The sequence below is a fragment of the Halomonas sp. KHS3 genome, assembly GCF_000830495.1.
GTDB classification, from domain to species: Bacteria; Pseudomonadota; Gammaproteobacteria; order Pseudomonadales; family Halomonadaceae; genus Vreelandella; species Vreelandella titanicae.
In genome coordinates, this window is sequence record NZ_JWHY01000006.1 from 124,786 (window position 1) to 137,709 (window position 12,924).

Sequence of the window (12,924 nt, forward strand, 5' to 3'; positions counted from 1 at the left end):
GCATTTAAAAACCAATCTAGCGTGATGCCGTATAGTTTTTCAACACGCGATCCAGGATGGCTAAACCCTCCTCTACTTCAGCGGCCGTTACGATACACGGCGGTACCACATGGATGCGGTTCTCAACGGTAAAGACCAGCAGTCCGTTTTCCATTAATTGCTGCTTGAGTTGCAACACTTCCGCCCCTGGCAGTGGTGTTTTGTAAACCGGGTCGCTGACGAGCTCTAAAGCGTGAAACACTCCAACGCCCCGCCAATCTCCAATGATGGCGTATCGCTCGGCAAGCTGTTGCAACCCTGCGGCTAACGGGCCATTACCCACCGCGTCAGCGTTTTTAACCACGCCCTCTGCTTCCATCGCATCCAGGGTCGCGACTATCGCCGCCATTGCCAGCGGGTGACCGGAATACGTCAGGCCACCGACAAAAAAGTGGTCATCGAAATAGCGTGAGATGGGTTCAGAGATAATCACGCCCCCGGCAGGCACATAGCCCGAGTTCACCCCTTTGGCGAAGACGATTAAGTCCGGCGCCATGTCATAATGTTCAAAAGCGAACCAACGGCCCGTGCGGCCGAAGCCAGCCATCACTTCATCAAGAATCAGTACAATACCGAACTCATCGGCGAGTTTTCTAACGCCCTGAAGATACGCCTTCGGAGGCAAAAGTACGCCAGCCGTACCGGGAATGGTTTCCAGCAGGATGGCCGCGACCGCATTAGCACCTTCGCACTCAATCACCCGGCGCAAGTGTTGCAGCGCCCGCTCACACTCCTCCTCTTCATTGCGCGCCCAAAACTCACTGCGATAAAGGTAAGGGTTGAAGAAGTGCACATGGCCGCTGGCATACTCATTGGGCACCCGCCGCCAATCACCGGTGGCGGCAATCGCTGAACCGGTATTGCCATGATAGGAGCGGTAGGCGGATAGTATTTTGCTTCGCCCAGTATACTGGCGCGCCATACGGATGGCGTTCTCGTTGGCATCAGCCCCCGCATTGGTGAAAAACACCTTACTAAACCCAGCGGGCGCTTTGGCGATAATACGCTTGGCTGCTTCGCCCCTAGCCAAGTTGGCATGGGCGGGGGCAATGGTACACAGGCTCGCGGCCTGGGCTTGAATCGCGCTCACCACTTTGGGGTGCTGATGGCCGATATTGGTATTGACTAACTGGCTACTAAAATCCAGATACGAGCGCCCCACATAGTCCCATACGCGACACCCTTCAGCCCCTGCAATCACCATGGGGTCTAAACTGCCTTGCTGTGCCCAGGAGTGGAACACATACTGGCGATCTAAGGTGTGTACATAAGTATTATCCACACCGCTTTCGGGTGGATGTGAAGCGGCAATATTGGTATTCATAGCAAGCACCCTAATTAACTCGTATAGAAATAGCGTGCTTGCCAGCCTAGTGAGTCAACCGTTTAGGCTGTAGGGCCAGTCGTTACATACCAGAGGGACAGACGAGTGATGTCACAGTAACAGGCACGAACTGGCTCTAAAGGCTTGAACCAGCGTTGCTTACAGTGATGTCAGAACTCGCCCCATCGCCTTTTAATCATTTAAATAACGTGGAGAGATTGCAATGCCTAGCGTACTTATTACCGGAGCGACGTCAGGGTTTGGTAAAGCGGCTGCCCAGCGCTTTGCCAAAGCGGGCTGGTCATTGATTTTAACCGGGCGACGCGTAGAGCGCCTCAAAGCACTTGAGGAGGAGCTTTCCAAGCAGGTGCCCGTGCTAACGCTGGCGCTGGATGTCCGCGATAGTGACGCGGTGACTGACGCCATTAGCCACTTACCGGAAACGTTTCTGCCGCTGACGTGTTTAATCAATAATGCGGGGTTAGCCCTGGCACCGCAGCCGGCGCAAAAGGTGGCGCTGGAGGATTGGCACACCATGATCGACACCAATATCACCGGGTTGGTCAACGTCACGCACGCGGCGCTGCCGCTGCTGCTGAAAACCGGTAAAGGCGCGAGCATTCTCAACCTCGGCTCGGTGGCGGGACAGTGGCCCTATCCAGGCGGGCATGTGTATGGCGCGTCGAAAGCCTTTGTTCAGCAGTTCAGCTACAACCTACGCTGCGATCTGTTAGGTACTGGCGTGCGGGTCACTGACCTGGCGCCTGGCATGGCAGAAACCGAGTTCACGCTGGTCAGAACGAAAGGCGACCAGGCCGCTTCGGATGCACTTTACCGGGGTACGACGCCACTTCAAGCAGAGGATATCGCCGAGCAGCTTTACTACTTGGCCACGCTGCCCGCCCATATCAACATCAATCGCTTGGAAATTATGACCGTTCGTCAGGCATGGTCAGCGTTTGCGGTTGATCGCGACCCGGCTTAAGCCTGCTGCGCCGATTTTAATAGGCCACCCGTTGAAACGCGATACCGCCCTTGCTCTTTGACTAGATAAAGGGCGTTATCCACTCGCTTCATTACGCTTTTGACCGATTGTTGATACATTCTATTTTACTCATCCTTGTAAAATAGTCGTGCGGTCATGAGGCTCAACGTCAGCCGATCTCGATACCCACAGCCGATAAAGCGCAGGGGTAAAGAAAAACGACACTAGCGTCGCTAAGAGCAGTCCAAAACCAACGGTTTGCGCGAATGGTGGCCATAGCCCACCGGTAGCCAACATCAGCGGAATTAAGCCTGCAAAGGTAGTGACCGTGGTCGAAACAATATGCCGACTGGTGGGGCCACTGATCACCGCCAGCATGGCATCGATATCGCCTCGGCGGGCGGCTTCATCGTCATCAAAGGCAGCAATAATGATAATAGTGGCATTAATCGCTACCCCTACCAGCCCCATAATGCCGACGATAATCACAAAGCCAAACGCATGCCCGCTTAGTAGCAGCGCCACAATGCCCATGCCCATCGCCTGGGCGCCGGCAATAAACACGATGGCGGCCCGCCGAAAGGAGTTAAATGCCAATACCACGGTGGCCACCATGGCTATGACCAGCAGCACCACCGAGGCAAGCAACTTGCCCACGGCATCATCTCGCTCGGCGGCTTCACCACCGGTTTCGATTCGGTAACCAGGGGGCAATTGAAACGCCCCCGACGCCAACGCTGCCTGAAGCTTGGCATCCAACTGAGCCATGGAGACCGCCGGAAGAGCGTCGGCCACCAGGTACCCTTGTACCAACTGCATCCGTTCAGCGTTACGGCGGGTAATCACGCTCCAGGCAGGCGTGAGTGACACCTCTGCCACCGCCGCCAGTGGCAGTCCCTCAGCTACTTGATCGCTGACCAGGCGCAGCGCCGCCAGCTGTTCGGCGTTAGTGCGCCACTCATCGGCGTAGCGCACCCGCACCGGTAGTTGCTGGGTGTCCTCCAGCAACATGCCTGCCGATTGCCCCGAGAGCGCGGCCCCTACTTGTTCCGCTAGCCGCTGCGGCGCTAGCCCCGCATCACTCAGTGCGGTGTGGTCGATATCCAGGGTTAACCTGGGCAAATCACGCTGCATGCCAGCGCGCACATGGGTCACCTGAGGCAGTTGATGCATTAAGCCCGCTAGCTCAAGTCCCAGCGATGACAGCACTGATAGATCATCACCATAGACACGTAGCTCAATCGGGGCTTTAAACGGCGGCCCCTGCTCATACTTGCGCACTACGCTTTGGGCCTGGGGGAAATGCCGATCAAGCGCCTGCTGTAAGGCGGGCACCCGTTCATTAGTGATTTGTAAAGACGCTGTGTCCACGATTAGGTGCAAAAATGCCGGGTTGTGATCCTCATTGGTAAGCACGTTGTAGTACATCATTGGTGCGCTTTCACCGACAAACGCCGAGACGCGGGTGATGCCCGGCAGCTCACGAATCATGGCATCGACTTCATGGGCCAGTGCTTCGGTGTTGGCCATACTGCTGGCGGGGGGCAGGCGCACCTCGATGTGAAACTGGTCGCGGTCTGCGGGAGGAAAAAACGCCACGTCCAGCGTGGGCATCAACGCCATGCCACCCACGGGCACACACAGGGTGATGATCATGGCGGCCCAGGGGTGACGCAGCGCGCTGCGTACCGTACGGCGGAAGCCGCGCTTGAGCATCCCACTGACGCCGTTATTTCGAGGCGTTGGAGGTTTATCAGCGACCCTGGCTAACAGCATGGGTGACAGCGCAGGCACCAGCAGCAGCGAAACCAGATAAGAACTTACCAGTGCGACCATCACCGCCATGGCCAGGGGCCCCACGAACTCCCCCGCAGGGCCTGGCATCAACACAATCGGCATAAACGCCAATATGGTGGTTAAGGTGCTGGCCAGCAGCGGCACCGCTAAGTGGCGTAATGTGTCCCGGGTAGCGGCAAGCGCTGAATCACCTTTCAAAAAGCGCTCGCGCAGGGCGTTGGTCATCACAATGGCATTGTCGACCATCAGCCCCAGCGCCACGATAATACCGGTAATGCTCATCTGGTGAATATCGATACCCAGCGGCTTGAAGAACGCCAGGGTGAGCAGAGCCGTGGCGGGGATCGCCAACCCCACCGTCACCGCCGAGCGCCAGCCCATGGTGATGAACAGGATCGCTACCACCAGCGCTAACCCCATCAGCAGACTGCCAGCCACGTCACTTAAACGCTGGTTGGTGTAACTGGCCTGTTCGAAAACCTCTTCAACCGCGATACCGACAGGCAGCTCATCGGCGAACACCGCCAACTGCTCTTGTGCTTTTTCCACCCAGCTATCAATTCGTTGGCCGGGCGCCATGCGTGCGCCGACATACACCGCTCGTTCGCCGTTAAGCAGTGCCACTGCGGCGGGCGGGTCTTGCACGCCCCGGCGTAGCTCAGCCAACTCGCCAAGTCTTACGGTGTGCCCCTGCCGAGTCGTCACTTCTATCTCGCGTAGCCTATCGAGCGCATCAAACTCACCGCTTAGCCCCACTGTCAGCCGGTGGCCGTCGGTGACCACTTCACCAGCGGTACGTCGTCCATCGCTTGCCTCAATAGTGGCCGCTAATTGCCCGACGGAGAGCCCCAAGGCGTTCAGTTCAAGCGGGTTAACCCTCACCTCAACCTGCTCCCCCGCCACGCCAAAGCGGTGGGTATACTCTGTGCCAGGGACGTTTCTAAACGCTGCTTCCAAACGCTCGGCGTAGCGCTCCATCAGTTGGGGATTGGGCGGGGTATCCAGTGTCCAGCGCAATGCGGCCACGATGCTAAATGCGTAGCCCCGATCATCCAGCAGTTCCGGCGTTTGCACGCCGTCAGGCAGGGTAGGGGCGACATCGGCCAGCTTGTCGCGCACGCGGCTCCACACCGGCGTTACATTGGTCACGGCATCCTCAAGCTCAAGGCTAATCACCGCAATGCCCTGGCGTGAGGTGGATTCCAGCACGTTAATCTCAGCGATGGTGCGTAGCTCATCCTCAATGGGACGCGCCACTAAAGCTTCGACCTGCTCGGGGGTGGCGCCAGGAAAAGGCGCAAGCACGGTGGCCATGCGCGCCACCAAATGGGGGTCTTCCGCGCGTGGCAGCGTTTGAATGGCCGACAGCCCGGCGACAACGAGAAGGCCCAGGGCTAGCGCTAACAGTCGACGGTTAAATAACCACTCAAGGCGCTTCATAGGCCACTTCCTCGCTTAGCGTGACCTGCTGACCTGGCGTTACACGGTGGGTGCCACCGGTAATCAGCCGCATGCCCGACGCCAGCGTGCCGCGTACAAAGGCCTGGTCTCCTTCGCTATGCAATAGCTCCACGCTGGCCTGGGCCACACGGTAGTGATCGTTCTCTAACGGCTCGGCCACCAATACGTTCCACAGGCCACGGTCGGCGGCTTGCAGGGAATCCAACGGCACCCAGTATCCGTTTGCGGGCTCTGTGATCTTGTAGCGCAGCTCTGCCAGATCGCCGGGCACGGCATGGTCTGGGGTTTCCAGCGACACCACCAGCGTCTGGGTGCGACTGTCGCTATCAACCTGGGGGAGCCGAGCACGTACCTTACCGCTGACTTCCTCACCATTCACCATCAGCTCAACGGCTTCACCTGGCGTAAACGTCGCGGCCAGCGCTGCGGGTAGGCCAAGATGCGCTTCTAACTGCTCGACATCGATAAGATCGAAAGCGGTAGTGCCGCTACTCACCAAGCTGCCGACACTGACATGGCGCTCGATCACTCGTCCGCCGAAGGGCGCTTTTAACGTGCTGTCATCCAAATCGGCGGTAAGGCTATCGCGCTCGGCTGCCAGCGCCGCCAGGCGAGCCTGGAGGGTCAGTCGATCTGTCCGGGCCTGATCCAGCGCCGTGCGGCTGGCAAAGTTATTCTGGTTTAGCTGCGCTTCACGCTCCTCCTGGCGCTGAGCCAGGGCGAGGCTGGCACGGGCTTCTTCACTGCGTGCAGCTACCTCTGCTAAGCGGCTTTCCAATCGACGGGTATCCAGCGTGGCAAGCACATCCCCCTGTTCAACAGCATCGCCTCTGTCTGCTGACACAGCACTGACCCGCCCCGCGGGTTCGAACGCCAGCGATACCGACTGGCGCGCCACCACACGTCCGGTTAAGCGCACATCGCGTTGCAGTTGCTCGGCTTGCTCCAGGGCCTTGGTCGACACCTGTAACAGGGCGTTATCAGCGCCTTGCTGGCGGGTCTGTTGAGCACTGCTGTGCTGACTGGAGAGAGAAAACACCGTCGCCAGTGTGCCACCTACCATCAACAGCGCCGCCAGCGTGCCGCGAAACCGGTGGTTCCAGGAAGTTTTTAGAGGAGTGCCCATGTTCGCCTCGAAATGGTTTATTCTTGAACGATACCGTTCACTATAATATTTGTACGCTCACGTTCAATATTTATTTACTCAATAGCCCGGATTGCACCGAATGACAGAGCCCCAACATACATCGCCTGAACCAAAGCGCCGCGCTGGACGACCCAAGGATATGGCTAAACGGGATGCCATGATGGATGCGGCGACGTGTCTGTTTTTTCGCCACGGTTTAGAGGGGGTAACGATGGAAGCCGTTGCCCGGGAAGCGGGGGTTTCCAAAGTCACAGTCTACGGCCACTTTGTGACCAAAGAGGCACTGTTTGGCAGTGTGATACGTCGCGAAACCGAAATCATCCGCAGGGGATTAGATAAACTGCCCGACACCCACGAGGGGGTTCGCCAATCATTGATCGAAGTCGGCATGAGCTTAGTGCACTTTTTGTTGGAACCCCATGTCTTGGCGGTTGAGCGGGTGATGAACACTCAGGGAGAGCAGCACCCTGAGCTGCTACAGGCTTTTTTTGAGGCAGGCCCTTGGGCCACTAAGCAGTGGCTGCAGGAGAAATTGGAGGGACTAGCCCAAACCGGGCATTTAACGCTTGGCACACCCACGCTTGCCGCCAGCCACCTGTGCAGTATGTGGCAAGGCATGTTGGTCACAGAAGTCCGCATGGGCGTTCGCCACCTCCCCAGCGATGAAGAGCTGCATCATCAGGTCAGTAGCGCCGTGGATGTGTTTTTGGCGGCGTATGGGACGCCCTGTAGAGATAATAACGGTTGAGTCACCCTCTACCTTAACGCTGCTCAAGCACACCGATTAGTGCGGGTATTGGCAGGCTTTGATCCTCTACCGATTTATACAGGTTGCGGACGGCTTCAGCGATACCTCCCTCCACGGCAAGGTCTTCGGTCATCGTGTGGTAATAACCAAGATCCTTGCTGGCATTGGCAACGCTAAACTTAAAGCCTGAAGGGTCATTATCAGCGATATAGGGGCGCAGCCGCTCGAGTACTACCCCACCGCCACCACCTGCGCCAAGCACTTCAAGCAAGGCGGTATCGCTGATGCCTGCTTTACGTGAAGCGACAGTGGCCTCCGCCAATACCGCAGAAAACCCAAGCGAAACAAAATTATGCAGCAGTTTAAGGGTATGCCCCGCGCCCACATCGCCCGCATGGGCAATATTTTCGGCAAAGCCCTGCAGCAGAGGCAGCGTTTCATCGAACAGTGCCTTCGGCGCACCGACAATCAAGTTGAGCCGCCCTTCAGCCGCTTCTTTGGGGGTGCGCGTCATGGCGGCATCCATAAAGCGCCCGCCAGCCTCTGTGACTCTGGCAGCGACCTTTTCTGTTGAACTGGGCAGCGCAGTGGAGCAATCCACCACGACACAACCGGGCTTTAACCCCGCTAATACGCCGTCGGGTTCAAACAACACGGCTTCTACTTGAGGCGAGCCGGTGACGCATAAAATCACCACCTCAGCACTCTGGGCCACCTCTCGTCCTGTATTCAACGCGATGGCACCGGCTGCCAATAGCTCATCTGCTGGCTGGTTACCGGAGTGGTTCAGAAAACTGACCTGATGGCCTGCGCGTAGCAGGCTACTCGCAATCCCATGGCCCATGAGGCCCACGCCGACGATGCCTACTTGGCTGACTGATGTCATTGTTATCACCTTAAAGCTGGTTCGTCCGTTAATGTTTAATCGCGATAGTTTTAATCTGTGTGTAGCTTCGCAGGCCCTCAAAGCCTTTTTCCCGACCGTGCCCGGAACGGCCAACACCACCAAATGGTAGCTCTACACCACCGGCGGCACCGTAGTTATTGATGAATACCTGACCGCTGCGAATCCCTTTGGCCAAACGGAGCTGGCGGCCACCATCGCGCGTCCAAATACCGGCACAGAGTCCAAAATCGGTGGCATTAGCCAGCGCCAGAGCTTCCGCTTCGTCCTCAAACACCTGCACCACCAGCACTGGGCCAAACAGCTCTTCTTGAAGCACTTCATGCCCTTCGGGAATATCGGTGAGTAGTTGAGGCACGACGAAGTGGCCGCCACTTGGCGCGCTTGCCGCTAACTGGCCTTTTGCCGCCACGCGAATACCGTCGGCTTCGGCGGCCGCCAAGCGCGCTTCCAGCTTGGCTTTTTGACGCGCATTGATCAGTGGGCCACAGTCAGCGTCCGCTTCGCCGGCATCACAGCGCAGGGCAGCGAAGCGCTCGCTGAGGTTAGCAACCACGCTTTCTGCGATCTCCCGCTGCACCAGCAAACGGCTGCCTGCAGAGCAGGTCTGTCCGGCATTCTGGATAATGCCTCGCACCACCGCAGGAAGCGCGGCATCAAGATCCGCATCAGCAAACACTAACTGAGGAGACTTACCGCCAAGTTCCAGGGTGACGGGTACATGATGCTGCGCGGCCGCCTGAGCGACATAGGTGCCGGTCTCTGGCGAGCCGGTAAAGGAGAGATGATCAATGTTTGGGTGGGCAGCGAGGGCAGCACCCGCTTCAGCACCAAGCCCTGGCACCACGTTGAGTGCACCCGCCGGAAGGCCATGATCCACTGCCAGTTGCGCTAAACGCAGTACGCTTAAACAGGCATCCTCCGCGGGCTTGAGCACAACGGTATTACCCGCGGCCAGCGCCGCCGCTACGCAGCGCCCGAAGATCTGCGATGGGTAGTTCCAGGGAATAATTTGCGCACACACGCCGTAGGGCTCACGCAGGGTCATGACCGCGAAGTCGGTCTCAAAGGGGATGGTTTCACCGTGAAGCTTGTCCGCCGCACCGCCATAGAAGCGAAAGTAGCGTGCGCAGGCACCAATATCGCCCCTGGCTTGAGTCATAGGCTTCCCGGTATCAGCACACTCAAGCTGTGCCAGTTGCTCGTGATGCGCCTCGATAATATTTGCAAAGCGTAGCAACCATTCGCTGCGCTGCCGGGCAGACCAACTCGCCCACTCGCCCAATTGGCCGGAAAACGCCTGGTGTGCCGACTTAACGGCTGCCTTTACGTCACCCTCCTGGCTACGTGCTATACGTGCCAAAGGCTCACACGAAGCTGGTGCTTCTACTTGTAAGGTAGTGGCCGTATCAACCCACTCACCACCAATCAGCGCCTGCTGAGGCGGTAACACTAATGCATCTTGCATATCGCACTCCTTTAATTGTCATTGTTCGGGTAATGCTAAAAAGCGACAGGATTCAGTAAAAAATTAACCGTAAAAAGCAGTCACCAGCCCCATGGAAATCCACGGCATATAGGTAATCGCCATTAGGCAGGCCAATACCACCAGCACAAAGCGCACCAGCCATGGCAGCATTTGATCGATCGAGATTTTGGCAACCGCACAGGCAGCAAAGAGGTTTACGCCGAGCGGCGGCGTAATCATGCCAAGCGCCAGATTAACCACCATCACCAGCCCAAAATGGACGGGGTGGATGCCAAACTGCATTGCAATCGGGGTCAATATCGGTGCCAACACCAGAATAGCGGCGGAAGTTTCGATAAACATGCCGACAACCAACAGCAATGCATTGACCACCAGCAAAAACATCAGAGGATCATTGATGGTGCTGGTGACCAGAGTGGCAATTTGCGCGGGCAGCCCCGTTCGGCTTAGCAGAAAGCTGAAGAGCGAGGCGGCGGCAATAATCAGCATGACAGCAGCTGTTGAGACAACGCTCTGGCGCATAATCGGCCACAGGTCATCGACCTTCAGTTCACGGTAGTAGAAACCGCCCACGATCAGGGCAAAAAATACCGCCACGGCGGAGGCTTCAGTCGGGGTAAATATCCCGCCATAGATACCGCCAATCACGACCACCGGCATCAGCATAGCCACCCAGGCACGCTTTACCGAGATCATAAAGCCGGTGCTGTCTTTATAGTCGTCCTTGCCGTAACCGCGCACCTTGCAGAACAGGTAGAGAAAGAGTATCAGCGCGCTGCCAATCAATATGCCGGGGCCAATGCCGGCGAGGAACAGCTGCCCAATGGACGTATCGGTGCTCACGCCATAAAGAATGAGAGGAATCGACGGGGGTATAAGCACGCCCAGCTCAGCGGATGACGCCTGAATGGAGGCAGCCAGGGGCTTAGGGTAGCCATGTTTTACCATCGCCGGAATCAGGATGGCGCCAATCGCGAAGGTGGTGGCCACACTGGAGCCTGACACCGCCGCAAACATCATGCAGGTCAGTACGCAGGACATGGCCAAGCCACCCTGCACCTTCCCCACGATAGATTTGGCTAAGTCCACCAAGCGCTGGGAGATGCCCCCTGCGGCCATCAAATTCCCGGCAAGAATAAAAAATGGGATCGCCATGAGCGGGAATTTATCAATACCGATAAACATCTGCTGCGGCACCAGCAACAGTGGCAAGCGAGTAAAGAATTCGATGCCGATAATTGACGCCAGGATAATCGAAATCGCGATCGGCACGCCGAAGGTGAATAGAATGATCAGCGACAGGCCAATAACCATATTCATGACTGCGCCCCTCCTTTAGGGAGATGGCCATCTTCAACCAACGCCTTCTCAGGAGTAATTTCGCTATTCTCCGGCCCTACCTTTTCACGTCCACTGAGCTGCGCTAAAAGCCGAGCCGCAACAGCCACAATGGCAAAACTTGAACCCGTGGGAATCGCCGCATAGGCCCACGACATCGAAATATTCATTCCCGACATGGTTTGATTGCTCACCCGCATCGTCATTTGGATGCCGTAATGGATCAGCACCCCAAGCACCAGCAGGCAGCACACCACAATGAGCACCTCTAAAAGAGTGAGAAAACGCGCAGGTACCACTTTATAAACGACCTCCACCGCCATCATGTAACCGCCCCGAAAGGTGGCGGCAGCGGCCATAAATACGCACCAGATCATGGCAGCGCGGGAGGCGACTTCCGTCCAGGTAGAAGGGGCGTTAAACACAAAGCGGGTGAGCACCTGATAAAAGCTGAGGGTTACCGATATCGCCAGCATGACCACTGCAATCAGCATTGCAAGCCGGGTTAACTGATGCTCAAAACGAAGAAATACCGCTAGCATAAGAGATCACCATGCCAAAGCGGCCTCCGGCTACGCCGAAGGCCGGGGAGGAAGAAGCGCTCAGCAACTGCTGGCTTTGTCCTGAATGCGCTCCAGCATTTCGGTGCCGTACTCAGAAGTAAATATCTCATAGGCGGGCTGAACCGCTTCCTGGAAAGGAGCAACATCAATGTCGGTCTTTACCGTCATACCATTCTCTTCCAGCAGCGCCACGCCTTCACGCTCTAGCCGCGAGACCTCTTCACGGGTTGCTTCAGCAGATGCGACAGCGGCTTCCCTAAACCAGCCACGCTCTTCGTCACTTAAGCCATCTAGCAGAATCGGCGACCCCAGGACGATGGCCGGCGAATAGACGTGCCCGGTTAATGAGAGGTAATCCTGCACTTCCCAGAAGTTGGTGGCGACGATGACCGTAATCGGGTTCTCCTGGCCATCGACGGTACCCTGTTGAAGTGCCGTGAACAGTTCCGGGAAGGCCATCGGTGTTGGCCGAGCACCCATCTGGCGGAAAGCCTCCTGATGCACCTCGTTCTCCATGGTGCGAACGCGCAGGCCTTCAGCATCTGCTGGTGTGGCGATTTCTCGCTGGCTATTGGTCAGATGGCGGAAGCCATTCTCTGTCCAAGCCAGGCCGATCAAATCGTGATCGCCCATTTTTTCCAGTAGTTCGTCGCCAAGCTCACTATCCAGTACGCAGCGCGCTTGGTCGTAGTTCTCAAACAGGAACGGCAGGTCGAGCACATAGGTTTCAGGAACGAAGTTACCTAGCGGGCCGGTGGAGGTAATCACCACATCGACGGTGCCGATTTGCAGCCCTTCGATCATCTCCCGCTCGCCGCCCAGCGACCCCGAGGTGTGCTCGGTCACCGTAAATTCGCCATCCGACAAACGCTCCAGCGCCTCTTTAAAGGCGTCGGCGCCCACTGAGTAGTGGGAGCTGTCTGAAAGGGTGTGCCCCAGGTTCACTTCCGTCGCCGCGTTGGCTTGTAGTGCAATACCGACGGTAGCAATACCACTAATCGCCGCCACCAGGGCATGGCATGTAATTGTGGGTGTCGTTGTAGAGTGTTGCTTAGTCATTGAAGTGCCCTCTTTATGTTGTTGTGAGGGTGGAGTTTGGAGCGACACACGCTATTGCTAGCGTCGCCCC

The 12,924-nt window shown here is 57.1% G+C and carries 10 protein-coding genes; 2 read left to right on the top strand and 8 right to left on the bottom strand.

Annotated elements, in window-relative coordinates:
* Positions 1 to 16: 16 nt before the first annotated feature.
* Positions 17 to 1,363 carry an aspartate aminotransferase family protein gene (locus RO22_RS15465; protein ID WP_235270519.1) on the bottom strand — a complete coding sequence of 449 codons (1,347 nt, stop codon included), beginning with the start codon at positions 1,361 to 1,363 and terminating at the stop codon, positions 17 to 19.
* Between the two features lie 223 nt (positions 1,364 to 1,586).
* On the opposite strand from RO22_RS15465, the gene RO22_RS15470 reads away from it, so the two are divergent.
* Entirely contained in the window at positions 1,587 to 2,348 is a 762-nt protein-coding gene (locus RO22_RS15470; RefSeq protein WP_041158738.1) for an SDR family NAD(P)-dependent oxidoreductase, read from the top strand.
* Positions 2,349 to 2,477: 129 nt separating this feature from the next.
* Here RO22_RS15470 and RO22_RS15475 read toward each other — a convergent pair whose 3' ends face one another.
* Positions 2,478 to 5,585, bottom strand: a complete 3,108-nt coding sequence (locus RO22_RS15475; protein ID WP_009285961.1) for an efflux RND transporter permease subunit — start codon at positions 5,583 to 5,585, stop codon at positions 2,478 to 2,480.
* Positions 5,572 to 6,732, bottom strand: coding sequence for an efflux RND transporter periplasmic adaptor subunit (locus RO22_RS15480; RefSeq protein WP_009285962.1), 1,161 nt, complete (start codon positions 6,730 to 6,732; stop codon positions 5,572 to 5,574). Before RO22_RS15480 ends, RO22_RS15475 begins: the two co-directional genes overlap by 14 nt.
* Before the next feature lie 100 nt (positions 6,733 to 6,832).
* On the opposite strand from RO22_RS15480, the gene RO22_RS15485 reads away from it, so the two are divergent.
* Complete coding sequence (locus tag RO22_RS15485; protein WP_039857375.1) at positions 6,833 to 7,501, top strand: TetR/AcrR family transcriptional regulator; 669 nt, start codon at positions 6,833 to 6,835, stop codon at positions 7,499 to 7,501.
* A gap of 13 nt (positions 7,502 to 7,514) precedes the next feature.
* Here the strand turns inward: RO22_RS15485 and RO22_RS15490 are convergent, their stop codons facing one another.
* The 5 genes from RO22_RS15490 to RO22_RS15510 all read right to left on the bottom strand — a co-directional run bounded on the left by RO22_RS15490 (position 7,515) and on the right by RO22_RS15510 (position 12,854).
* A complete protein-coding gene (locus RO22_RS15490) occupies positions 7,515 to 8,387 on the bottom strand; it encodes an NAD(P)-dependent oxidoreductase (RefSeq protein WP_041158739.1) in 873 nt (290 codons plus the stop codon).
* Positions 8,388 to 8,415: 28 nt separating this feature from the next.
* On the bottom strand, positions 8,416 to 9,873 hold the full coding sequence (locus RO22_RS15495) for an aldehyde dehydrogenase family protein (protein WP_052475651.1): 1,458 nt from the start codon (positions 9,871 to 9,873) through the stop codon (positions 8,416 to 8,418).
* Between the two features lie 63 nt (positions 9,874 to 9,936).
* Positions 9,937 to 11,214: a TRAP transporter large permease gene (locus RO22_RS15500; protein ID WP_009285963.1), complete on the bottom strand. Its 1,278-nt coding sequence runs from the start codon at positions 11,212 to 11,214 to the stop codon at positions 9,937 to 9,939.
* Positions 11,211 to 11,774, bottom strand: a complete 564-nt coding sequence (locus RO22_RS15505) for a TRAP transporter small permease (RefSeq protein ID WP_009285964.1) — start codon at positions 11,772 to 11,774, stop codon at positions 11,211 to 11,213. Before RO22_RS15505 ends, RO22_RS15500 begins: the two co-directional genes overlap by 4 nt.
* Before the next feature lie 60 nt (positions 11,775 to 11,834).
* Positions 11,835 to 12,854: a TRAP transporter substrate-binding protein gene (locus RO22_RS15510; RefSeq protein WP_052475652.1), complete on the bottom strand. Its 1,020-nt coding sequence runs from the start codon at positions 12,852 to 12,854 to the stop codon at positions 11,835 to 11,837.
* Between the last annotated feature and the right edge of the window lie 70 nt (positions 12,855 to 12,924).